Annotated in this window: 20 protein-coding genes and 2 tRNA genes; 9 read left to right on the forward strand and 13 right to left on the reverse strand. The window is 38.1% G+C overall.

The window, feature by feature from the left end; all coding sequences use genetic code 11:
• Positions 1–322: 322 nt before the first annotated feature.
• Entirely contained in the window at positions 323–2,470 is a 2,148-nt protein-coding gene (locus MN869_RS17705; protein WP_001009680.1) for a glycine zipper family protein, read from the reverse strand.
• 613 nt (positions 2,471–3,083) lie between these two features.
• On the opposite strand from MN869_RS17705, the gene MN869_RS17710 reads away from it, so the two are divergent.
• The 4 genes from MN869_RS17710 to MN869_RS17720 are packed head-to-tail and all read left to right on the forward strand — an operon-like array spanning position 3,084 to position 4,363.
• A complete protein-coding gene (locus MN869_RS17710; RefSeq protein ID WP_005271760.1) occupies positions 3,084–3,338 on the forward strand; it encodes a hypothetical protein in 255 nt (84 codons plus the stop codon).
• A 2-nt stretch (positions 3,339–3,340) separates the two neighbouring features.
• Complete coding sequence (locus MN869_RS20430) at positions 3,341–3,469, forward strand: hypothetical protein (protein WP_005271762.1); 129 nt, start codon at positions 3,341–3,343, stop codon at positions 3,467–3,469.
• Positions 3,470–3,697, forward strand: coding sequence for a hypothetical protein (locus MN869_RS17715; RefSeq protein ID WP_005271766.1), 228 nt, complete (start codon positions 3,470–3,472; stop codon positions 3,695–3,697).
• A 12-nt stretch (positions 3,698–3,709) separates the two neighbouring features.
• Entirely contained in the window at positions 3,710–4,363 is a 654-nt protein-coding gene (locus tag MN869_RS17720) for a hypothetical protein (protein ID WP_000838342.1), read from the forward strand.
• A gap of 57 nt (positions 4,364–4,420) precedes the next feature.
• Here MN869_RS17720 and MN869_RS17725 read toward each other — a convergent pair whose 3' ends face one another.
• A complete protein-coding gene (locus MN869_RS17725; protein WP_000284561.1) occupies positions 4,421–5,371 on the reverse strand; it encodes an inovirus-type Gp2 protein in 951 nt (316 codons plus the stop codon).
• A 386-nt stretch (positions 5,372–5,757) separates the two neighbouring features.
• Complete coding sequence (locus tag MN869_RS17730) at positions 5,758–7,473, reverse strand: hypothetical protein (protein ID WP_005271769.1); 1,716 nt, start codon at positions 7,471–7,473, stop codon at positions 5,758–5,760.
• Positions 7,474–7,657: 184 nt separating this feature from the next.
• Between MN869_RS17730 and MN869_RS17735 the strand changes: the two genes are divergently transcribed.
• Positions 7,658–8,395 (forward strand): hypothetical protein, encoded by a 738-nt coding sequence (locus tag MN869_RS17735; protein ID WP_005271770.1) that lies wholly within the window; start codon positions 7,658–7,660, stop codon positions 8,393–8,395.
• 30 nt (positions 8,396–8,425) lie between these two features.
• Here the strand turns inward: MN869_RS17735 and MN869_RS17740 are convergent, their stop codons facing one another.
• Positions 8,426–9,346, reverse strand: coding sequence for a hypothetical protein (locus MN869_RS17740; RefSeq protein ID WP_005271772.1), 921 nt, complete (start codon positions 9,344–9,346; stop codon positions 8,426–8,428).
• 177 nt (positions 9,347–9,523) lie between these two features.
• Between MN869_RS17740 and MN869_RS17745 the strand changes: the two genes are divergently transcribed.
• Positions 9,524–9,790 (forward strand): AlpA family phage regulatory protein, encoded by a 267-nt coding sequence (locus MN869_RS17745; RefSeq protein ID WP_000572501.1) that lies wholly within the window; start codon positions 9,524–9,526, stop codon positions 9,788–9,790.
• A 55-nt stretch (positions 9,791–9,845) separates the two neighbouring features.
• Here the strand turns inward: MN869_RS17745 and MN869_RS17750 are convergent, their stop codons facing one another.
• The 4 genes from MN869_RS17750 to MN869_RS17765 form a co-directional block, all read right to left on the reverse strand.
• On the reverse strand, positions 9,846–11,060 hold the full coding sequence (locus MN869_RS17750; RefSeq protein WP_000235462.1) for an integrase arm-type DNA-binding domain-containing protein: 1,215 nt from the start codon (positions 11,058–11,060) through the stop codon (positions 9,846–9,848).
• Positions 11,061–11,228: 168 nt separating this feature from the next.
• A tRNA-Ser gene (locus MN869_RS17755) sits at positions 11,229–11,318 on the reverse strand.
• 85 nt (positions 11,319–11,403) lie between these two features.
• The gene (locus MN869_RS17760; RefSeq protein ID WP_005202647.1) at positions 11,404–13,434 is read right to left on the reverse strand and encodes an NADPH-dependent 2,4-dienoyl-CoA reductase; all 2,031 of its coding nucleotides are present in this window, start codon (positions 13,432–13,434) and stop codon (positions 11,404–11,406) included.
• 291 nt (positions 13,435–13,725) lie between these two features.
• The gene (locus MN869_RS17765) at positions 13,726–14,643 is read right to left on the reverse strand and encodes a DMT family transporter (RefSeq protein ID WP_005202646.1); all 918 of its coding nucleotides are present in this window, start codon (positions 14,641–14,643) and stop codon (positions 13,726–13,728) included.
• A gap of 156 nt (positions 14,644–14,799) precedes the next feature.
• Between MN869_RS17765 and MN869_RS17770 the strand changes: the two genes are divergently transcribed.
• The 3 genes from MN869_RS17770 (at position 14,800) to MN869_RS17780 (ending at position 18,147) form a co-directional block, all read left to right on the forward strand.
• Positions 14,800–15,651 (forward strand): LysR family transcriptional regulator, encoded by an 852-nt coding sequence (locus tag MN869_RS17770; RefSeq protein WP_005202645.1) that lies wholly within the window; start codon positions 14,800–14,802, stop codon positions 15,649–15,651.
• Between the two features lie 274 nt (positions 15,652–15,925).
• Entirely contained in the window at positions 15,926–17,269 is a 1,344-nt protein-coding gene (gene argG, locus MN869_RS17775) for an argininosuccinate synthase (RefSeq protein ID WP_004652848.1), read from the forward strand.
• Positions 17,270–17,463: 194 nt separating this feature from the next.
• Positions 17,464–18,147: a pirin-like bicupin family protein gene (locus MN869_RS17780; protein ID WP_005202644.1), complete on the forward strand. Its 684-nt coding sequence runs from the start codon at positions 17,464–17,466 to the stop codon at positions 18,145–18,147.
• A gap of 46 nt (positions 18,148–18,193) precedes the next feature.
• Here the strand turns inward: MN869_RS17780 and MN869_RS17785 are convergent, their stop codons facing one another.
• The 5 genes from MN869_RS17785 to MN869_RS17805 all read right to left on the reverse strand — a co-directional run bounded on the left by MN869_RS17785 (position 18,194) and on the right by MN869_RS17805 (position 22,790).
• Positions 18,194–18,421, reverse strand: coding sequence for a hypothetical protein (locus tag MN869_RS17785; protein ID WP_017402025.1), 228 nt, complete (start codon positions 18,419–18,421; stop codon positions 18,194–18,196).
• Positions 18,422–18,799: 378 nt separating this feature from the next.
• A tRNA-Val gene (locus tag MN869_RS17790) sits at positions 18,800–18,876 on the reverse strand.
• A 35-nt stretch (positions 18,877–18,911) separates the two neighbouring features.
• A complete protein-coding gene (locus MN869_RS17795) occupies positions 18,912–20,897 on the reverse strand; it encodes a DUF3488 and transglutaminase-like domain-containing protein (RefSeq protein WP_005202640.1) in 1,986 nt (661 codons plus the stop codon).
• A gap of 2 nt (positions 20,898–20,899) precedes the next feature.
• Positions 20,900–21,817 (reverse strand): DUF58 domain-containing protein, encoded by a 918-nt coding sequence (locus tag MN869_RS17800; RefSeq protein ID WP_005202636.1) that lies wholly within the window; start codon positions 21,815–21,817, stop codon positions 20,900–20,902.
• A gap of 13 nt (positions 21,818–21,830) precedes the next feature.
• Entirely contained in the window at positions 21,831–22,790 is a 960-nt protein-coding gene (locus tag MN869_RS17805) for an AAA family ATPase (RefSeq protein WP_243308896.1), read from the reverse strand.
• Positions 22,791–22,806: the final 16 nt, after the last annotated feature.

Below are 22,806 nucleotides of genomic sequence, written 5' to 3' on the forward strand. Positions count from 1 at the left end.
AATGTGGTCGGTGTGACCAAATTGGTTAAGGTCGTATTTGATTGTTGTGTACTTGCTTCAACCAATATCACATTCGTTGAATGGCAAAAGGGACAGCTCAAGCTCATAGCTCGACTCCTTAAATTTTGTGCATAAAAAAAGCCTGCTCGATGGCAGACTTTGTTTTCATATTTTCATGAAGAACTCAAAAGAGTTTCATGATTCTCATTAGGATATTATGTGTCTGAAATTATTTGGAATAACTTTTAATTTACTAATTCAATTAGTAAATAATCTCTCCAATTTTTTATTTCAAATACAACTATCAATATTATTCCAACACTCAAGCAGGTTTAAGCTGATGAGTACGATTAGGCTGTGCTGAATCAGGTTTGGCAAGTTCCCTATAAATCTCTAATTGACGATTAATTTCATTAATTTTTGGCTGTAGATCAACTGATATAAAATTACTTGACTCATCAATAGCCACCCAACCAGCTTGAACCTTTTCCATTTCATTACCTTTTTGCAACTTATGTAATATCCATTGGTTCAGATGATAGGCACGCATATAAGCTTCATGTTGATAGATCAATAAAGTACTAAAAGTAATAATACGATCAGCATTATTCAACATATGAGTTTCAAAACTTTGTAGCTGTTTGAATAGCACATTTGTTCGATGAACCAATAAATTTTCATTGAACCACGCTGCGAATTCAATGAGTAATTTCACTACGATATCTCTCTGATTACACAAGGCTTCTCGATTCATACTATTTGCACCTGTAGAACCAGCAACCCCTCCCATATATGCACCAATACCACTCGCAACAATGACTCCAACACCACCTGTAGCAAGACCTGCTAATGCGCCGAGTAGCATTGACCCTGTCATTGCACCTCCAGCAATTGCAGCAGTTTCTTTGCCAACATTTTTTAAGTATTGCTCGCCATCCACTTTACCTGAATTAAAATCACCATAATTACGATATGCCGCTAAACCAATCGTTAATAGTGGGATTGGTAGCATATCTCCTACATCCGCAAAATCTGAAACTTGCTCTAGTCCTACACCAGTAGTTTCCTGAACAGCTTCATAGCTTAAAGTGGTATCCACTAACACCATCGGATGATTACCTAGCTGCTCTGCAAGTTCACTGTTCACAATCACTGGAATATCTGGATACTTATCAAAATGACTTAATACATAATCAGCATCCATTGAGCACTTAACTTGCATCGGTGTGCCATCAACAATCAAATCATAACCAGCTTGGTTTGCGCTATCGGGAAATTCAACTGTATGTCCTTGTTGTTGTAAATTCAGTGCAACCTGTTGTTCAGCAACATAACCAGTTAAACGAGTCACTGCTCCTGCACTATCTAGTGTATTCGCTGAAATGTCTTGTAAAGTATTTAAGTTTTCAGGATTTCCTTTTGATGCAAAGCTCAATGCATCTAATACAGATGGATCAATATGTGCATAATCCCAAATTAATCCTAAAGAATATGCGGATGCCGTTAAGCCCACACCCACCTTTAGCCCTTGATCAGATAATATTTTTTCTAGCTCTTTTTGTGCTTTTTGATTTTGGTTAAGACACTCAACAATTTTTTTATTTTTCAAAAGTTTTGGTGCACTCGCAATAATTCCTTCACTATATGGAATCTGCGAATCACGCCCTCCAAAAAATGTACCAACTCCCTTACTAAAACTATTTAGCCCACGTCCCATGTCAGCTAAGAAATTCGTATCTTCAGGACGAGTTGCAATAACGTCTTCTGGTAAAAGGGCTGTTATAGCACGATTGAGTAGATTCCCTTGTAATGCTCTATCTTTCGCATCGTCTATAGAGCAAAGTAAATATACAGCATATTGCAAATCACCAAACTCTCCTTTTTCCTGATTATAGATAACATTCTTCCGCATTATTAAACATTCAAGATAATCAAAATATAATGTTTCTTGATAAGAACAATGCTCAAAATAGTACTCAAACTTTTCTATAGCGCTAGTATAGATTTGACTACGTTTGTACACTATCGCCTGTGCTTTAATGACAGCATTGCTAGGCTCACGCTCAAATAAAATTTTTAAGATCTCTCGACTAATCTGTAAATGTTCACTTTTTTCAATCTTCGATAAATACCGACTGACTAATTCAGAAATATTCATCGACGCTTGATGCTTGAGTTTGAATAAAATACATTGCTCTAACCAAGCATAATTTTTTGCATGCCCCTGATAGTGAGGGATAAATACTGTTTCAATCAATTCAACCAATTCTAAAGCAACGCCAATTTCCTCAGATGAATTGATAGAAAATTCCCATTTTTGTGGAATAGTCACACTAAATAAGCGAGAGAAAAACCCCGAATTAAGATCAGCTTTTTCTTGAGTAACTAACATCAACATATCTTCTGGAGTAAGTGTATGTTTTTGAGTTTTAATTCTATCTAGTCGTACTTTAAGTAATTTAAAATTCATATATCCCCCTAATTTTTTGAATTTTCAGATAATTTACTATTTTAGACATCAGAATTATATTACTTAAAATTGAAAAAGTACTAGTGTATTAAAAATAATAAAATTATTGATTTATTTATATATTTTCATTAGCTGAATTGACTAAACCCATCCTTAATTTTATCATTCAACTGCTGGCCTACATTGTCAGTCGGTTTTAGCAGACCGTTTCATACAGCGCATCAGGGTTTATTCTTCTGAGTATCTCTTATGCGTAAAACCTTCTCGTCCCCCTTTGCGGTAGAACGGGAGGGGGACGCGTCCGCGCGTGCTGGTTCTGTATGTCCAGTCTGCTAACCCCTTTTCGTTCTGCCACCATTATTTAGCAGTAAGTTGGTAGAGCTTCTTAATACATACAGGAGTAGTCGCCATGACTAAACTTTTTCTATCTTTATTGTTTTTCCTAAAACGATTTTCTATTCCTCTATTGCATTAACAGCATTCATAAATTTTTTGCTTATTTGACTAATCTAAACGCTGTCTAGCCTTGGAAAGCTTTGTCACATCTACACTTTAGTTCATTCAGCAAAATTTATTACACATCAAATAACACAATAAAAAATTAGGGGAAATGATGAAAACGCTTACTTCGCTTGCACTCATCTCACTTACATTGATGATTGCAGGTTGTGCCAGTAAAACAGAACGCCAATTTATCAGTGGTTGTAAAACAGGCGGCATTGATGGCAATACCTGTTCATGTATCTACGACAAACTTGAAGATAAATATGGAGAGGATGGTCTTAAAAACAATCTGTACACCCTTCAACAAACTGAATCCTTCCAGATGGATATGGTCAATGTGTCCTATCAGTGTATGAAGGAGTAGCCATGAGAACACTTGCAGGCATTATCTGCGTCATCGCTGTGATTTGTGTACTGGGTCTACCCTTCATTAGCTTCATGATCGTGATGGGACTATTTATTGCATTGGCAAAATATGCAATTGGGGGAAAGTAAATGAATTCAAATATTAAGACATGGGTGATTAGTAGCTACTTGGTGATTGGTTTTTTCTTTGCCATCTATCAACACTTTTGGGGACAGTATAACTACAAGCCATTTACTTACAATTTGGGGCAAGGCTTAGTGTGGCCTGCTGTAATGTTTCCAGTCATCGGTAAAATTGTTGGTGGAATTTTGATTCTACTATTCGTCTGGTTTGTTGTTATTCGTCCTAAATTATAAGGGAGTGCAATCATGAAATCATTATTTTCCACCATTGCCTTGTGTTCCCTGTTAATGGCATGTAGCCAGAACAATCAACCACCAAAAACTGATACTTCAGGTGAGCCTACCAATAATGCTGCTCAGCATACTCAATCAATCTATGCTCCTTATACCGAGGAAGCAGTTAAAGCTAAACTCAATGAAATGCAGATGATTATTGACAATGGTCATGTCTATTTACCTGCTGAGGTCAAGGAAGCGGAGTCTTATATCAGTGGATGGAATAAGTATCCTGATGTGCTGAAAGCCATGATGGAAACTGACCTTAATCCAAACAACACTCAGGAAGCTGCTGACATTCCGCTTGAGAATGAATCTGCACAAGTTAGCGATCTAAATGTTAAGGCTCGCATTAGTGCTAGAGAATCTCAATCTGCTTTTAATGTACAAGGGGCAATTGAATATATTCTTGAAATTCAATCGACCAGCAATCAGCCTTTTGTTCTACAAGGCATGAAAATTAATCGTGGTCGTTGTGGTTATTACACCGCTGACTTTCATAGCAAGATGCCTGTGCAAATGAGCTATAGCTCTACAGTATCGTACTTATTGAAATGCCGTGGTGATCAGGTGCTTGAAGCTGAATTAATCACCGATCAAGGAAATGTAAGTTTGTCTTTTTGATGTCAAACTGTACAAGATAGAGAATACATCTGATAGTCGTGTTCTCTATTTTTAATATCATAATGACTCATTTTGTTCAATATCTCTGCGCCATTTTACTTCAAACTGACCTGTACCAAAAGTCCGCATCTGTGGAGAGGTTTTAGCCCGTAAGCGCTGATCTTCTTTTTCAGGATTGACCAAGTACATCGCTGCACGAATCGCATTTGTAACTTGTATTGGTTGATCACGATGAATCATTCCAACCCCAAGCAATCCATTTTTATCAAATTTTTCCTTGTTGTCTTTGGTATTACAGTTGTAGTGAGTACCCTGTTGATTGGTGATGTGCTTCCAATACTCAGCCACCAGTTTTGCTAAACCTGAATCCTCTATACGACTATTCCCATCATAGATGAGTAATAAATGGCAGTGATAGCCTTTTTCTACACCCTGCTCTAATGCCCATACATAACCTTGTAAGTGCTTAAAACAGGTATCTTTATTTGACATACGATTACATAGAATATCCAATGCATACTTAAAGTCTTGAATACCCCAATGGATTTGATATTCTTTAAGAATAGAGATATCTACTCGAACAAACTGTAATCTAGCATAGTGTGTAAGCAGTTTATTTAGGTAGCATTCCAGTTTAAAGCGATTACGTTGTTCTTGACGCTGAAAATCGAATTGTTCTCGTATTGTATTTTTCATCTCATGTTGAATTATGCCTTGAATATGGAAGATGTGGTTTAGTTCAAATCGTAAAATATCTTCATAAAGATGGGAGTCCAATTTATCCATAATGTAATCTACGAGATTAATCACTCTTTTGAAAACATTAATGATTCTGGAATAAGTAAAATCTTCTCTGTAAATCACCTTAAAAGCACACACAGCATCCAACAGCTCTCGCTTGAATTCTTCATGATCATCAACAAATTGCTCATGGCATGTACTAACCATAAAATCTTCGATTGAGATAAGAATGGATGATTCACTTTCTAATGGATTATTCTGGTACATTTAGGTTCTCACTGAAACATAAGGTTCATATCTAAGTGAGAGATGTAAAATTTTACTGATCATGATTCTAAAGCAGGATGTTGTGGTCATCCTGCTTAGCTGAACATGCTTAGAGACTTTGGAACATACTATAGGGTTAATTTAGAATGCTTTTAGTGATTTGATATTGATACATTGTCTATAACCCATTTGAGTATGGGCTATACTTAACTAAATAACTCACTGTATTTAATCAACGATATAAGTTATTGTTTATATTATTAATAGATAATAATATATATTACCTGTTAAGCAAACCTGTCTAGACTGACCATTACCCCGCTGTCCCATACAGCGAGAATAACCAAATTATGGGAATGTTGCAGAAGCTAAAGTTACGCTACTTTTTAATTCAGCAATTCAGTTCCTCCTGTATAAAACTGATCCAGCAATCCATATTTTTTCATGTCATTAACACTAGGTTCAGTGAATTTCAGCAAACAGTCTTCACTCGAAAATTCATCCTCTTTCTCACGAATTGGATAAGGCATATCGATCAGAAAAAACTCATCTTTAGTGAGTGTTGAATCGGGCACATAGATACAACTATACATTTTCTGCGACTCGACTTTTGGTATAATTTGAAAAAACTTGCCTGCTACATGACTGAGTCTTCGTGTACTTTTTAAAAATGGTAAAATCTGATTTTTGGCAATCAAATTCAAACAAAATAATAAGAATTCCAGGATGACTAGTTGCTCCTGCTTCTCCAGCTTCTGAATCTGTATTTGAATGTCTGCATCTAGGTCGCCTTTTTTGATTAAGCCAGGATTTGCAATCAATTCCAAACGGTATTTTTCCTGAAAGACAAAAGGATAAATATCTTTTTCAATTGTAGTTCGATTTAAAATATCCACACCATATAACAGTGAACCCTGTATAATCTGCTGACGTAAACCCCGCTGATCAAGCAGTCTGCAACACCATGATTCAAAATAACATTGCATCATGGTCAAATTTGAATCCAAATCATTCAATTTGATATGTTGTTTCTTTTTATTGATTGATGCTTGTTTGAACACTTTTGCAAATACTGTCAAATCTCCTTGTTCCTGATGGCATTGTTGTAATTGTAAATAATGAATTAGACATTCTTTAATGAAACTAGAAATCGTCTCCTGAACTTGTGATGAAGCCTGGATACGCTCAATCATTGTTCCAGTAATAATGTTGATTATATCTGAATCAAGACGCTTAAGAACCAATTCCGTAAGATGATTGAGATCGCGTGAGTTGTCAGAATCCAACGGCTGCACCTGCTCAGAAATTACCGTAAAAATATCAGCAATCATTTTTATTTCAAAATGATGTCTTTCACTGGCTTCCGATATATAAAACCGACCATACCGAGCATGATTGCCCCAAAAGGCATGAGATAAATTCAACATGTAGATTGGCGTTATATTTTTTATAAATTTGTTATTGATCGTCCCATGCACATGTACCCGAAGCAAACCTATTTTTTTCAAAAAGCAGATCGAATCAAATATTGCTTGCTTATTTAACCCTGTTTTAGCAACCAGTTGTGTTGTACCTATATTACGTATCACCCCATAAACATCACATGAGCGAGTCAGGTGTAATAGCGTCAATAATACCCTAAAATCCAGTTTTTGTTCGGGTAGTAAATCAAACTTTTTAGTGGTCACTCTGACTTGAGATAATTTGATAAAAATAAGCATTAAAAGGTCAAACTGCTTAATCGCTCTCTTAAGGCGGACATACCTATGATGGGATGTTTCATGTTGATTAACTTTACTCAATAGCTGATTTAAATAATCTAAATTCAGCTGTATGGTTGTAACTCTTGCCCGCCGACCTGTTTCTGGATATGAAAACTCCAATATCTCAAAGCCTGATAACTCCTCCAATACCAGTTTTAATTTTTTATGTTGCACACCTATCTTTTCAGACAATTCCAACAATGAATCGTTGGTTTTTTGTGTACCAAAGAGACTAATAAATTTAATCAGCACCAGTCTAGCGTAGGAACTTAATCTATGTGGTGATAACTCATTAAAATTAAAAATGAGCTGCTTATGCTCTTCTGTCATTTCATCCATACATTTTTATTCATTCAACATTGCTATTAGTAAATTTTAGAATTATTTTTAGATAGGCACAAATATTTACTATAAAATAAATTTAAAACAAATAAACATTTACTAAACGTATTTAGAAATGTTTATTCCACCTTAATTAAAATCTATAATCATATTAGAATTTCAAACATCATAGAACATCAAAATGGCAAGAAAACAACTGACATTGCAACAATGGCTTGATAAAGATCAGACATTAAAATCCTTGTTTTTAGAGCACGAATGTAACAAAGAACAGGCACTACTGCAGATAGTCCAGCTTCCTGATGGACGATTGCAAATTCAGCCCATCGAAACCATGATCCACCCATTACTCGTAGCAGAAATAACGAATCAATGGGTACTTTTACTCAATGAAAAATATTTTTCCGATCTGAAAAATAGATTCAGAAATTTCAAATATTCCAAGAAAAATCATGCGAATGTGAGAAAGCAATTTTATCTAACCTCACATACAGCAAAAAAAATGGAGACATTGACTGAAAAACTCAAACTTAAAACTGAGGCAGAGTGTCTAGAATTCCTGATGAATACGTATGAGACAAAGCAAACGCTCCCTCTACCCTATAAGCAAAAATTAAATGAAAAAGACATGATTATTGAGGAATTGAACCAACGCATCAAAGCCCTTGATAAAATGCTTTATATTAAACAGCTTCAGGTACGCAAACAGGATGAAGTTATCCAGAAGTATCTCATTAATGAATTAATCAATAGTAAAATTACCATTAATGAATTAACCAATAGCCCCCTTCAGGACGCCAGTGAAATTCAGAAATTAAAACTCCAGTTTTTAAAGGAAATACAGAAAAATATTCAGCTAGAGCAAATCAGGCACCTATCCGTTGATCAAATTGCTTCTGATACTTTTGGTAATGAATAAGTTGATGATTGTTTTTTTGAGTACTTCTTATCACTTTTGAATAAGAATATCCTGTAACAGTTCAGGACAATCTCTTAAGTGGTGAAGAATACTTTCATCATTATAAATGGTGTTATAGGGTATTTTTTTCCCCAGCAGCAAAGCAGGGTCAGTTGACTTCTGAGCAATGATTAATTCGTTTATTTCTAACTGAAGTTTGTCGATCCTGTTCTGATATTTACGATTCTGATAAACCTTTCCATGATAATTTTCATTCTGTTTATTATGGGAATTAATGAGTCGTCCCTTTTCCAATTCTTCAATCAATGCCAGCTTAGAATCTATTTCATTCTGAATCCAGACCAGATTATTTTTTTGATATTCAAGTCTAAGTATTGGCAAAATTGATTTTACCGCCTGTGATAAATTCTCCCACCGACCATTTTTATGAGCTTCATCCCTTAAAACCCGATACAGAATTTGATGGCGTGGGTATACATTCTTATCATTACGAACTTTGACTGCACGAATACCTCTCATTCGTTTCAGAATCTTTAAATTGCGTTGGGTGCAAATATTTTCATCCAAAGCCTGATAAGCCTGTAAAATTACACTATAACGTTTTTTTTGAATTGTATTTGAAAGCGTACCAAACTCGTCTTTTAATACATCCAGCTGTTCTAATAGTACCAATATCTGCATAGGTGAAATGACCGTATTCTCACCTAAAATCAGTTGATGAAATTCATTTATTTCTTTCGGAATTAAATCGTTAAGGTGTAGTCGCTCGTTCAGCACCTTCCGCTGCATCTCATTTAACTCAGAAACGATAATTCTTTTTTCTGGCTCATCAGCTGTTTTTATACTTCCACTTGCCTCACTCTGTAGAAAGCTGGATTCATAATAATTAAACAGACAATCAAAGAGCTCCTGCTCCAGTTCGCTTAAGTCTTCAAATTTCATAATACTCATATCATTATATTTCAATATGTTAACAATGTATAATAGTACTATTTTTTTATAATTATGCACTGTTCTTTTATCACTGTATACCACTGTCTATCATGAGCCATATGAAAGTATGCAATGTTCAATATCAATACTTTCATACTGTTAATATTTATGTGTATAAAATCCTAGAGGTGGAAAATGATAGAACAGCATTATCGTGTCAAAGACTTAGTCAACTACCCTGAACGCCCTGCCAAGGACTATGTAGATCGTGGTGGTCGCAGACGAAAGCTATCTTATAAGCCTGCAACCAAAGGGATATTGAATATTGCAGAATCCACCTTCTGGAAAATGATTCGTCGGGGTGATTTTCCTGAACCTACCTATTTAACAGCAAGTATGCCCACATGGGCTGAAAGCCAGATTATTGAATGGCTTGAACTCAAAGAGCTTAAAGCAGCATAAATTAAATAGCCTGTCGTTTGACAGGCTATTTTTTTATCATTGGATTTTCATCTTTTTACTGTTGCTGATCCAGCAATGATTCTAGGTAATTCGCCCACTCCTGCATCATCTCCCGACGATTGTTTAAAAATTTGGTTCGATTGTAGGCTGTACCATTATTATCTTTTACTTTATGTGCCAATTGATGCTCAATAAAGTCTACACGTTGTTCTAATATTTCATCCAACATGGTTCGTGCGGTTGCACGTAATCCATGTGCCGTTTGCTTCCCAGCATAGCCCAAGCGTTTTAACGCTGAGTTAATCGTATTATCAGAAATAAAAGTTTTACCATCCCGACCCACGAAAATGTATTCACTGTATGGGTGCAGATCAATAATTGAATCAATTAAGTCAAAGGCCTGATCTGACAATGGTACAATATGAAGCTGCTTGGTTTTACTAGCTGTAAATTTAAAGCATCTTTCTTCACAATAGAAATACTCCTTTTTCAGCTTGCGTATCTCCCCAGGTCGCTGAAAGGTCAACACGGAGATTTTTAACGCCACTTGTGTGATATGTGAACAACGTGGATAAAGTTTGGAGTAGTTCCAAATTTTATTGAGCATTGGAGCTAGTTCCTGCTCCTCTGTCACGGCTGCAAAGTTCCCACCCTGTGGTTTGGGCAGTTCAATATCCTCAATAGGATTGTATTGAATCAGCTTCTTTTTACGTGCTGACTTAAATATCTGGTTCAAGTCCGATTTTAGGCGTTTGGCAACTGACAATGCACCACGTTCAATAATGCGCTTAAAGACCTTAATCTCAAGAATTTCCAAGGTAAGCTGTGGAAAGGTTAAATCACCAATATAGGGATAGACATCGTGCTTTAAACGACGGATCGTCTCTTCATCCTGTTTTTGCTCTAGCTCACGTTTATATAGCCATGCTTCAGCAACAATACGAAAGGTATTTTCTGCTTCTTTCTGTTTCTGGGACTTGGTTTCAATCCGCTCCATTGCTGGATCGATGCCCTGCTTAATGAGCTTCTTATATTCATCACGAATAGTGCGAGCATCATCCAGTGAAACTTCAGGATAAGTACCTAAAGATAAATCATTACGTTTGGCTAAAAATGGACGTGTGTAATTGAATATCCAGTACTTGCTACCACTCTGATCAATACGCAGGTACAGGTTTCCCCCATCAGACAGCTTATACATCTTGTCAGGATCAGGTTTAGCTTTTTTAACTTGTAAAGCACTAAGCTTATTGATTCCACGAGTCGCCATAATTCAGACATAAAAAAATGCAGTAAGAAATAATCTTACTGCATTTTTTACTACTTTATAACTACCGATTGGCGTAGTGCGTCACGGCTTGTCATATCGTATATTTCCAACTTTAACCTTATAAATCATAAACTTATATAGTGTTAAACAGTGTCAGAAACTTGAATTTGGCGGAAGCGGTGAGATTCGAACTCACGGAGGACTCACACCCTCGTCGGTTTTCAAGACCGGTGCATTAAACCGCTCTGCCACGCTTCCATGTGCGTAAGAATACAAAGCTTGCCCTCTTTATACAAGAGAAATTTAATTGCAATGTATTCAAATGCATAATGTTTCATCAATTTTAGAGTTTTGCGGCTAATTCAGCACCATCTCGGATCGCACGCTTGGCATCTAGCTCTGCTGCGAGCTTCGCACCACCAATAATATGATAGTTCGCAGAAGTGTTTTCACCCTCTTTAGGCATTAAATCTTTAACAGATTCCTGCCCCGCACATACGACAATGGTATCTACGCGCAACAATTGATCATGACCATTATGCTCAACCCACAAACCTTCATCGGTCACCGCTTTATATTGCACACCACGTAGCATACGCACAGCATGCTTTTTCAGTTGCGCACGATGTACCCAACCAGAGGTTTTACCCAAACCAATTCCGAGTGGTGTGGTTTTGCGCTGCAATAAATAAATCTGACGCACTGGAATTTCAACTTCTGGACGTTGTATTCCACCTTCAGAGACATAGTTAGGATCTGGATCTACACCCCACTCACGTTGCCATTCTGCTAAGGGTTGCGGCTGTGGTTGATGTGGTGGTTTTAATAAGAACTCTGATACGTCAAAGCCAATCCCACCTGCACCAATCACAGCAACCTTATGACCCACTTCTGCGCCACGTAATACTTCTGCATATGACAACACTTGAGGTGCAGTACTGCCCTGAATCTTCAATGCACGTGGTACAACACCCGTAGCCACAACCACTTCATCAAAACCTTCACGTTCTAACTGTTCACGGTTTACACGTGTATTTAAACGAACATCTACACCCGTTTGTTTCAGCTGCACTTTAAAGTAACGGATGGTCTCATGGAATTCTTCTTTTCCAGGTACCACTTTGGCTAAATTAAACTGACCGCCAACATCATGATTTGCTTCAAATAAGGTCACGGCGTGACCACGGCTTGCAGCTACTGTCGCAGCAGACATACCCGCCACCCCGCCACCGACAACCGCAATACGCTTTGGTTTTTTAGTTTTGATATAAACCAATTCTGTTTCATGACACGCTTGCGGATTGACTAAACAGCTGACACGTTCATTTTTAAATGCGTGATCTAAGCAGGCTTGGTTACACGCGATACAGGTATTAATTTCATCCACACGATTGGTTGCAGTCTTATTCACCCAATAAGCATCTGCCAAGAATGGACGTGCCATTTGCACCATATCCGCCTTGCCAGAAGCAATAATCTCTTCAGCAACATCAGGCATATTAATACGATTTGATGCAATCACTGGAACAGAAACGTGCTGTTTGACTGCTGCGGTATAATCCACAAAAGCGGCACGCGGCACAGAGGTTACAATGGTAGGAACACGGGCTTCGTGCCAACCGATCCCTGTATTTAACAGTGTAATCCCTGCTTTTTCTAATGCCTTGGCAACCACAATCACTTCTTGCATGGTATTGCCATCATGTACTAAATCAAGCAAAGACAAACGGAATGCAATAATGAATTTTTCACCGACTTTAGCACGAATCGCTTTGACGATCTCCACTGGAAAGCGCATACGATTGTCGATATCACCCCCCCAACGGTCAGTACGTTTATTCACATGGCTGCTGAGAAACTGGTTAATTAGATAACCTTCCGACCCCATGATTTCTACGCCATCATAACCTGCTTTTTTAGCCAAGCTCGCGCAACGTGCATAATCATCAATGGTTGCTAATATCTGAGAATCAGACATTTGGCGAGGCTTAAATGGATTGATCGGTGCTTGAATCGGAGAAGAAGATACCGAAAATGGATGATAACCATAACGGCCAGAATGCAGGATTTGCATCAAAATTTTTGCACCATGCTTATGTACTGCATGGGTAACTAAACGATGATGAGGAATATCTGCCAAACTATTCATGGTTCCGCCCGCTGGCAACAACCAGCCTTGACGGTTTGGAGAAATACCACCGGTGATAATTAGACCTACACCGCCCTTTGCTCGCTCACCAAAATACGCAGCGAGTTTAGGATAGTTAAAGAAGCGGTCTTCTAAACCGGAGTGCATCGAACCCATTACCACACGGTTTTTAATGGTAGTAAAACCCAAATGTAATGGTTTTAAGATATTTGCATAGCTAGTCATGGTATTCCTTCTCTAATTTTGGCTTTGCAACTTGTTGCATAGTACTTTAATACTTTTTTGTTGATTTGGGATGACTCTATCTAAAAATTTAGCTGTTGAAAGTGTCAATTTGACTTAAACCTACTTAAGATTCTGCTACATCTTCTATAAAGATTGCTGAATTACAGAAGCAGGTCGACATAAAAAAGCAGCCACAATAATAGTGACTGCTTTTATTCAATCTAAAACATTAAGCTCCGACTTATTGATAGTCGCTTCGGCTTATTCTCATGCTGACCAATGCTGCCCAATTTAATGTTGTTGATTACCTGAATAAGCTAAGCGACTTTTCTGTACTTTCATTTTAAGTGAACTCATCACAATCCCCATACAGATAAAAGCAGCACCAATTAGGATATTGAGCGTCAAAGCTTCATGCCAGATCAACGAACCAAAAAACAGACTCAGAATCGGGATACACATAATCGAAATCGAAGCGACAAAAGTATCTACCTGACTGACAATCCAGTTCCAAAGCACAAAGGCAAAACCCGTTCCTACCACCGCAATATAGAATAAAGCAGATTCATTCAGCGGATTCAGCCAAACCTGAGCATCTACAGGCTCGAACAATAAGGCCATAACAAACATTAAGCTTCCACCTAGCAGAAGCTGCCAAATGGTCAGTTTAATTTTGTCATAGGTGGCAAAATTCTTTTTGATGTAAACCGTCGATAGTGCCCAGAAAAAGCCTGAACCAATGAGTAACACCTGCCCCAGCAATGACATATTCATATGCACATGATGTAATTGCGGCCATAAAATTGCGATGAGTCCCAAGGTTCCTAAAACGAGCCCCAAGATTTTCTGGGTATTCAACCTTTCATTTAAAAAATAATGCGCTAATACAGCAATAAAAATCGGCATGGTAAATACCAGTACAGCTGATAAACCTGAACCAACAAATTGCATTGCAAAGGTCTGCGTGGCATAAAAACCAAAACAGATCAATACACTTAAAATGATTAAGGGCTTCCACTCAGCTTGCTCAGGCAAAATGGATTTTTTTAAAATCCGTTGTACCAGCATTAATGTCAATGCAGCTAAAATCAACCGTGTAGAGATAAATAGAAATGGTGGAAACACTTGTAAGCTATGTTTGACCAAGCCCCATAACGAACCCCAAACCAGACACAGCAACGCGATTGCACTCACGACTCGAATATTCACGTGTTGTACTCAACCGATAAAAAGTAAGCTTAGTGTATAAAATAAATGACATCATGAATAATGCTATGTTTTAATAGATACATCATTTTTTTTGATGCCTAATTCAATTCATTCTTTTTAATAGCACCTTTCGAATTGAAATATTGAGGACTTACCGTGAATATTGATATTAGTGATATCCGATCATTTGTGACAGTGGCCGAGCTGAAGAGCATTACCGCCGCGGCAAATAAGCTCAATTATTTACAGTCCAATATGACCGCAAAAATTAAAAAGATTGAAAATCACTATAAACGCCAACTGTTTATCCGTAAGCCTAAAGGCGTCGAACTGACTGAATCTGGCATGAATTTATATGCCCAATATAAAAAGATGATTTTCACTTGGGAAGAAACTGAAAATAAAATCTACCAACAAGAAAGCGTTTTACGCTTTGGCACCAATACCAGTCTAGGTGGGATGCGTTTCTACCCTTCCTTTAGTCAGCTCTATGAAGCCTACCCTGATCTTTCCATCACCATGAAAACAGGTCCAACAGGTTATATTGAGGATGAGATTTTAGCGGGCAATTTGGATATTGCTTATGCCCTAGGACATCCTAAACATAAAAATCTGCAATATATTCAAAAAGCGGATGATCAACTGGTAATTATTGGTAAAAACATGATCAACCATGACAGTCTCGAAAAATGTCTGAATCATCAAAATATCTTGCTGGCTTCTGAACAATGCTGCTATGCCACCACCTTAGACAGCATCTACACCGACTATAACCTTAAAAAGGGTGAACTCACCCATATTTACGATCATGAAGCTCTAATTCACTTTACCCAGTTAGGTATGGGCATCTCGATGATTGCCAAATCTTTGATTGAAAAATATAACATTCAATACTATCGAGAAACGCCTGAACAGTATCGAGATATCGGCCTTTATCTGATTGCACGTCACGATCATGTATTTACCCCAATCGAGAAACAATTTATTGGCTTAAATGATTCACTTTGAACGAAACACTTTTTATAAACAGTGCTTGCAACCTCTTGATGTACTTTTCACGTGAGATTTTTTCAAGTTCACGACCTGTTAACGCCTTATTGTGAATGCTTATCGTAAAACTTTATATTTTTCCGATGTTAATCTATTTTTTAAATGAAAAAAAAAGAATTCCTTTCCTAACAGAAAAAAAATCGATTTGAAAAGTGATATAGTACGGGACGTATAAATTCTCTTTGGTCACCGAAGTATTAGGGTGCCTATTTCGAAATAGTTAGGACTAGCAATGACTGATAATGCAACGATCTTGCAGCATGTACCAGTAGGTAAAAAAGTTGGGATTGCCTTCTCTGGTGGTTTAGACACTTCAGCAGCTTTATTATGGATGAAACAGAAAGGCGCAGAGCCTTATGCATATACTGCAAATCTGGGTCAGCCTGATGAAGATGACTATGATGCTATTCCAAAGAAAGCTGAACAGTACGGCGCAGTCAAAGCTCGATTAATCGATTGTCGTTTACAACTTGCGCTTGAAGGTATTGCTGCGATTCAATGTGGCGCGTTCCACATCAGCACTGGCGGCGTTCCTTACTTCAATACCACACCTTTAGGTCGTGCAGTGACAGGTACAATGCTTGTTACCGCGATGAAAGAAGATGACGTCAACATTTGGGGCGACGGTTCAACTTATAAAGGCAACGATATTGAACGTTTCTATCGTTACGGTTTATTGACCAACCCTGCGCTTAAAATCTATAAGCCTTGGTTAGACCAAACCTTTATTGATGAGTTAGGCGGCCGTGCCGAAATGTCGCAATTCTTAATCGACAACGGTTTTGACTATAAAATGTCAAAAGAAAAAGCATATTCAACTGACTCAAATATGTTGGGGGCAACGCACGAAGCCAAAGATTTAGAATACCTCAATGCAGGTATTAAAATCGTAGACCCTATCATGGGCGTTGCATTCTGGAAAGATGACGTTGAAATCCAACCAGAAGAAGTGAGCATTACTTTTGAACAAGGTATGCCAGTTGCATTGAATGGTCAACGTATCGAAGATCCAGTTGAATTCATTCTTGAAGCAAACCGTATCGGTGGTCGTCATGGTCTAGGGATGTCTGACCAAATTGAAAACCGTATCATCGAAGCGAAATCTCGTGGTATCTATGAAGCACCAGGTATGGCTTTATTACATATCGCTTATGAGCGTTTGGTGACTGGTATTCATAACGAAGATACGATTGAACAATACCGTATTAACGGTTTACGTTTAGGTCGCCTACTTTACCAAGGTCGTTGGTTCGATTCTCAAGCACTCATGCTGCGTGAAACTTCACAACGTTGGGTTGCGAAAGCCATTACCGGTACTGTAACACTTGAATTACGTCGTGGTAATGACTACACCATCATGAACACTGAGTCTCCTAACCTCACGTATGAAGCTGAGCGTTTAACCATGGAGAAAGGCGATTCAATGTTTACGCCAATGGATCGTATCGGTCAGTTAACTATGCGCAACCTCGATATTACCGATACCCGTGCAAAATTGGGTATCTATACTGAAACAGGTTTACTCGCAGTGGGCCAAGGTTCTGCAATTCCACAGTTGGAAAACAAATCAAAATAAAAGATGGGTAAATTAATTTACCTATTTGAAAGGCTGAATATTTTTATTCAGCCTTTTTTATTTTATCCAAGAACATACGCATTACCGAATCATTGCATTTATAGAACAATATGTCGCAATTAAAGACTATTTATCATCATAATGAATCGATAATATAAGCATTAAGCAAAACACAATAATTTGGGAGATGAAAGATGAATGCTTATCTACATCGTAGTGAAAACCGTGGTCATGTCAAAGCAGGCTGGTTAGACACCTATCATAGCTTTTCATTTGGTAGCTGGTATAACCCGAAATATATGGGCGTCAGTGCGCTTCGCGTGATTAATGATGATACGGTTGCTGCACATAATGGTTTCGGTACTCATCCCCATGACAACATGGAAATCTTAACCTGTGTACTTGATGGCACCATTTCCCATAAAGACAGCATGGGCAATGAAGGTCAAATCAATGCAGGTGAATGGCAGTTGATGAGCGCTGGAACTGGGGTCACCCACAGTGAAATGAACAAGCATGATAAAGCGGTGCATCTATTACAGATTTGGATTCAACCGAATATACAAGATGCTGAACCAACTTATCAGCAAATTCATCTAAACCCGAAAGATCATCCAAACCAATGGCACTTGATTGCTGGTGATGAATCTGCGCCAATGTCGATCCGTCAAAATGCTGAAGTGAAAACTGCAGTCATTGAGAAAGATCAACATTTAGAAATTGCAGCACGGAAAAAAGTCAACTATGTGCATGTGATTTCAGGTGAAGTGATGATTGCCGATCATTTGGTTAAAGCGGGTGATGCCCTACTGTTTGATGAGACTGCAACGATTACTGCATTACAAGACAGTCAAATGATCTGGTTTGACTTACCTTAAACTCGGTTTAACTTGTACCTCTTACCCTCAAGGGGTACAAGCTTTTTTAATCATTATTGCTATTACTATCACAACTGCTTGAGTCAGAACTAGAGTCAGCATTAGAACCACAATTATCTATACCTTGATCATTATTATGCTGGACTGAATTGCAGCTGGATGTGGTTGAAGAATATGAATGGCTATAATCAGAAGTATCTTGTGTAGCATCTGTTTTCTTTGCGAAGAAAAACAATAAAATCAAGCCAGCCACAATAACTAAAAAAATAAACATCAGCCTCACAATCCCCTCTTGCTCCTCCAATCTTTATTTCACACTATAGCTTAATTCTTTTCAAAAATAATCGGCATTAAAAAAGCCCGATTAACGGGCTTTTCTACAACCTTGAACATTTTTAAAAACGATCTGAACCGTTTCGTTCGTTGTTAGCTGTGTGTTCAGGTTGTCATATCTTTGTTCATTTAGGCAAGATTCTCTTAAATCCCAAATAGTATATGACTTCCTTATTGATTAAATTAGCACCAATAGTGGGTTAGGTCAAGTCGCTTAATTTTCTAAAAATAAGCTGGAATAAAAAAAGCCCTGAATCTTTTCGACTCAGAGCTTTGGAGTTTTCGTAACTTCATTCGAAGCTATAAAACCTAAAAATCTTGGTAGGTATATCCAGACTCGAACTGGAGACCTCTACGATGTCAACGTAGCGCTCTAACCAACTGAGCTATACACCTAGAATGAGAAGCATCATATTCATTTTTTATCAGCTTCACAAGTTTTTTTGTGACTGTTTCAGTGCAATCGCACAGTCTTTAAGCAAGCGCTTAAATTCTTCAATATTTGCACCATCTTGCTGCTCTAAAAAAACAATTTGTTGATATAACACAATCGCTTGTTCAAACACCTGTTTATTTTCAACCTGACTTGCCAAACGCTGCATCCACACTTGAAAAGTCTCTGCGTGTTGTTTATGCAGATTTCTAGGTAGTTGCTTCTGAAACTTAAGTACAGCTCTTTGATAATCAGCTTGCTGCCTTGTTTGCTTCCACCAATAGATACCCACGTAAACCATCAAAATAGCGAATACGCCAACAATCAACACAATTGCATATGCATAACTTGAATCCAGACCTAATCGAGATAACCAGTTCTTCTGTTTGTTTGCATCATAACCAACGACTTTACTTTGCCATTGATAACTTAAATAATCACTCCAAATCCGCATATTTTTTAGAAACTTAAACTGTTGCAAACGCCAAGCTTTACTTTCATCTCCCCATACAGTTTGATCTTGTGCCAAATAATCCTGCATGCCCGTATCAATTCGTTGCGGTGCAATCATGGCTGTTGGGTCAATTCTTTTCCATTTTCCATCTAGATAGACCTCACTCCAAGCATGTGCATCCAGTTGTCGAACCTCCCAACTTTGCCCATCAGGCGCCAGTTGACCACCTTGATAACCCGTCACTACCCGTGCGGGAATACCCGCATAACGCATTAGCATGACAAAACTAGACGCATAATGCTCACAAAATCCTTTCCGACTGGAAAACAAGAATTGATCTATACGATCCCCACCTAAAGTCCCAGGCGTCAAAGTGTATACAAAGCCATTCTTTCGATACCATGACAGCACTGATTGTAGATATTGTTCAGGTTGCTTCTGACTTTTTTCAAACAGCTCATGCGCCAATTGCTGTGCTTTAAGATCCCGTCCCTCATCAAACCTAAGGTTTAACTCAAGTTGACGTGCTGACAACAAAATAGGCTCTGCCGACATGCGCCCCAACCACAACATCTGTATCGGTACATTGCGCTTAACTAATTTTGTTGGGCGAATACTATTATCTTGATACAACTGCAAATAACGTTCTTGCGGAATCGAGTATTCCAAACCCATGATCCAATTGGCTTGTTCATCTGCTGCTAAATATTGATAAGGTACGCTTCTTTGGGTGGACTGCACATTTTTAATTTGTTGATTAAAAAAACTACTGGTCCAAGTCGTTCCATCATATTGATCTAAGACTAAAGCTCTCCAGTACAATTCTGATCGACTTGGAAATTGCGACATATTTGCCACTACCCGAAAGGCCAAAGCCGAGGACTGTGATAATTGTGCAATATCTCCAGGTGACATGCGATCACTAATCCCAGTCGTGGCTTGATTAGTCTGAATTGGTACTGCCCAAAGCGGTGGCAATCGTGGAAAGAAAATAAATAAGATGAGAAAGAAAGGAATTGCTATGCCAACAAATTTAAAAATTTGCTTCACATCTTGTTTAAGTTGGTTTGATGAAAGTTTCGTTTGATTAAACAATCCCGTCTGTATCCGATACAAACCCAATAAACACATCATAAAGACTGTAAATACAATCAACGCCATCCAAAAAGCTTGGCTATGTAACAATAGGCTGGCACTGACAAATAGAGCAAAATTAAAGACAATCAATAAATCACGAGTGTTTTTAGCTTCTAAACATTTGGCAAATAAACAGGTACTTAAAAAGGCGACGCCCGCTTCCACCCCAAAGATCGTTTGATAATTGATATAAACGATACCCAAGGACAATAGAATAAAAATCACCAAAAACCATTTAGGAAAAGGCACCCAGCTTTGTTTACGATATCTACGAACCAATAACAGCCAAACCACCGCCCATAATCCCGTTAAAGCAGCAGGTGCAAAAGCGGTTTGCCCAAGTAATACAAAAGCCAAGACAGCTAAAACACAGAAGTAGATTTGCTTAGTCATCATTATGCCTGCGCCAATAAAAGTTTGGCCTGAATTAACTGAGATTGTCCTTGCCCGCTTTCTAAGCGAGCATGCGGCAAAATAAGTGCATAATCATCACCTAACTGTTCACATTGCTCGACCAAACCCATCATAAAGCTTAATTTATCTTCATGGCTTTGAGCTGGAATCTGCTGATAGTCAATTTCCAGATGCTGGTGATTAGCCTGAGCTTCAAACATTTTGATCAAAAATCCCTGCCCCCGTGCGACCTGTTTCCATGCCACATTTTGATAAGAATCACCGTGTTGAAAGCCACGTAACTCTTTAAATTCATCTAAGCTATCTTGGGCAGAAGTCGGCTTATTTTTATGCTCTTTCTGCCAATCATAGCCCTTCGGGGCAACCCAGACTTTATGTTTTGGATATAAATAAGTCCATGCGCGGACTAATCCTAATGGATAAGTAGAATAAATTTTAATGGTCTCAAATTCATAGAGTCCACGTTTGTCAGGCATAACTGCAAGCTCAACACTATGTTGTGTCTGATCTATAAAAACCAATTGCTCTTGAGCTTGCCACTGGATCCTTAGATAACGTACAGAACGAACAGGTTGTTTAAATAGCAGCTTTAAAATGATTGCTTGATCGACTTGTCCGACTTCAGGCAGCACAATATCAATTTGTAAATCATGTAATTGCTTAAAGGTCAGATAAAAACTAATACAAAGAATGGCACTGATTAAAAAGCAAAATCCTAAAATCAGATTGTTTGCATAGTTAATTCCAGCAATAAAGGTAATTAAAATCAGGACCAGATATAGAAAACCTTGTTTATAGACAAAAACCAAAACGTCCTTTTGTCGCAAGGTTTTACTACGATCCACTTGGAAACGCTTTGCGATCCATTGATTGACCTGTTGTTTAAGTCCAGTTTGCATAGTCTGTACTCACCTATAATTCATCAACTGACTGCAACAGTTGTTTTACCTCCATCTCCCCCAAACTTAAACGATGCGCAACTACAGCCACAAATACCGTCTGTACATCATCCGTGGTCACGAAACTGCGTCCTTCAACTAACGCATAAGCTTGTGCTGCAGCTTTCAGTGCCAATACTCCACGTGTAGACAGGCCATGTCGTTGCTTACGTGTTTCAGCAGCCAAATCTAAAATATAATTGAGTACGGCGTCACTGAGAAAAATCTGTTTTGCCAATTCACGCAAATGTAAAATATCGGCTTGGGTAAAGACTGCGTCTAATTGATGAATCAGGACTTGGCGAGAGCTTTGTTGTAACAGTAATTTTTCTGCTTGGCGAGATGGATAACCCAATGACAATCGCATCAAAAAGCGGTCTAGTTGAGACTCTGGTAATGTATAAGTTCCACTTTGAAACAGTGGATTTTGCGTAGCCAACACCCAAAAAGGTTGTGGCAACTCATAATGCACGCCATCGACAGTGATAGCCCCTTCTTCCATCGCTTCCAACAAAGCACTTTGGGTTTTAGGGCTACAGCGATTGATTTCATCGGCAAGTAAGATTTGAGTAAAAACAGGGCCTTGCTTAAACTCAAACACATGTTCTTTTTGATTAAAAATATTGATACCGATGACATCACTGGCCAACATATCATTGGTAAATTGAATGCGCTGAAAATGTAATCCAGCCAACCGAGCCAAGGCACTGGCTAATGTGGTTTTCCCCAATCCAGGTAGATCTTCAAACAATACATGTCCACCAGCCAATAGACAGGTCAAAGCCAGTTTGGTCTGTTGTGGCTTATCTAAAATCAGCTGATTCACTTCAATTAAAAAGTGCTCAATCTTTTGACCGAAGCTTTTAATATCTTGTTCTAATGCTTGGTTTTGTCTTTTTTTGTCTTGAATTGAAGCCTGATCCATGCCCCACATAATTTTATCCCCAAAA

This window comes from Acinetobacter sp. NIPH1876 (genome assembly GCF_022808535.1).
GTDB classification, from domain to species: domain Bacteria; phylum Pseudomonadota; class Gammaproteobacteria; order Pseudomonadales; family Moraxellaceae; genus Acinetobacter; species Acinetobacter higginsii.

Excerpts from the sequence above, each read along its gene's own strand:
- MN869_RS17705 (WP_001009680.1), bottom strand. The coding sequence starts at position 2,470 with ATGAATTTTAAATTACTTAAAGTACGACTAGATAGAATTAAAACTCAA.
- MN869_RS17710 (WP_005271760.1), top strand. The coding sequence starts at position 3,084 with ATGAAAACGCTTACTTCGCTTGCACTCATCTCACTTACATTGATGATT.
- MN869_RS20430 (WP_005271762.1), top strand. The coding sequence starts at position 3,341 with ATGAGAACACTTGCAGGCATTATCTGCGTCATCGCTGTGATTTGTGTA.
- MN869_RS17715 (WP_005271766.1), top strand. The coding sequence starts at position 3,470 with ATGAATTCAAATATTAAGACATGGGTGATTAGTAGCTACTTGGTGATT.
- MN869_RS17720 (WP_000838342.1), top strand. The coding sequence starts at position 3,710 with ATGAAATCATTATTTTCCACCATTGCCTTGTGTTCCCTGTTAATGGCA.
- MN869_RS17725 (WP_000284561.1), bottom strand. The coding sequence starts at position 5,371 with ATGTACCAGAATAATCCATTAGAAAGTGAATCATCCATTCTTATCTCA.
- MN869_RS17730 (WP_005271769.1), bottom strand. The coding sequence starts at position 7,473 with ATGGATGAAATGACAGAAGAGCATAAGCAGCTCATTTTTAATTTTAAT.
- MN869_RS17735 (WP_005271770.1), top strand. The coding sequence starts at position 7,658 with ATGGCAAGAAAACAACTGACATTGCAACAATGGCTTGATAAAGATCAG.
- MN869_RS17740 (WP_005271772.1), bottom strand. The coding sequence starts at position 9,346 with ATGAGTATTATGAAATTTGAAGACTTAAGCGAACTGGAGCAGGAGCTC.
- MN869_RS17745 (WP_000572501.1), top strand. The coding sequence starts at position 9,524 with ATGATAGAACAGCATTATCGTGTCAAAGACTTAGTCAACTACCCTGAA.
- MN869_RS17750 (WP_000235462.1), bottom strand. The coding sequence starts at position 11,060 with ATGGCGACTCGTGGAATCAATAAGCTTAGTGCTTTACAAGTTAAAAAA.
- MN869_RS17760 (WP_005202647.1), bottom strand. The coding sequence starts at position 13,434 with ATGACTAGCTATGCAAATATCTTAAAACCATTACATTTGGGTTTTACT.
- argG (WP_004652848.1), top strand. The coding sequence starts at position 15,926 with ATGACTGATAATGCAACGATCTTGCAGCATGTACCAGTAGGTAAAAAA.
- MN869_RS17780 (WP_005202644.1), top strand. The coding sequence starts at position 17,464 with ATGAATGCTTATCTACATCGTAGTGAAAACCGTGGTCATGTCAAAGCA.
- MN869_RS17785 (WP_017402025.1), bottom strand. The coding sequence starts at position 18,421 with ATGTTTATTTTTTTAGTTATTGTGGCTGGCTTGATTTTATTGTTTTTC.
- MN869_RS17795 (WP_005202640.1), bottom strand. The coding sequence starts at position 20,897 with ATGACTAAGCAAATCTACTTCTGTGTTTTAGCTGTCTTGGCTTTTGTA.
- MN869_RS17800 (WP_005202636.1), bottom strand. The coding sequence starts at position 21,817 with ATGCAAACTGGACTTAAACAACAGGTCAATCAATGGATCGCAAAGCGT.
- MN869_RS17805 (WP_243308896.1), bottom strand. The coding sequence starts at position 22,790 with ATGTGGGGCATGGATCAGGCTTCAATTCAAGACAAAAAAAGACAAAAC.